Source organism: Paraburkholderia sp. BR14320 (genome assembly GCF_040948665.1).
Classification (GTDB): Bacteria; Pseudomonadota; Gammaproteobacteria; order Burkholderiales; family Burkholderiaceae; genus Paraburkholderia; species Paraburkholderia youngii.
Map to the genome: position 1 here is coordinate 1 of NZ_JBFPKG010000270.1, position 430 is coordinate 430.

Genomic DNA, 430 nt, shown 5'->3' on the forward strand with positions numbered 1-430 from the left:
TCGACAGCAGCGGGATGAAGTTTGGCCGGGCCAGCGAATGGCATCGCCAGAAGTACGGCTGCGACGCGAGCCAGACGCCGTGGCGCAAGATGCACCTGTCGATCGACCCGCAGATGAATGTCCACCACATCGCGATCACCGGGGACAACGTCTCCGACGAGGCGGGCCTGAATGCGGTGCTGGCAGTCGAGGCGAACGTCGACTGCGTGATCGCCGACGGCGCGTACTACAGTATCGCGCAGACCGAGGCGTGGTCAACCTGTGGTGTGCTGCCGGTGATTCCACCACCGGCCAATGCGGTCGTTCACAATCAACCGGCGACACGCTGGCACGACCATCTCGTTCGGTACATCAAGGACAAGGACACCCATGCGTTCCGCAACAAATACGGGTATGGCCAGCGCGCGCTGGTCGAGTCGCAGATCTCGCG

General features: G+C 63.0%; 1 protein-coding gene. It reads left to right on the forward strand.

The genetic code is table 11. The features are described from left to right. Positions 1 to 14 precede the first annotated feature (14 nt). Positions 15 to 430: transposase (locus AB3X89_RS40265; RefSeq protein ID WP_368588062.1), on the forward strand; the 416-nt coding region annotated here is incomplete at its 3' end.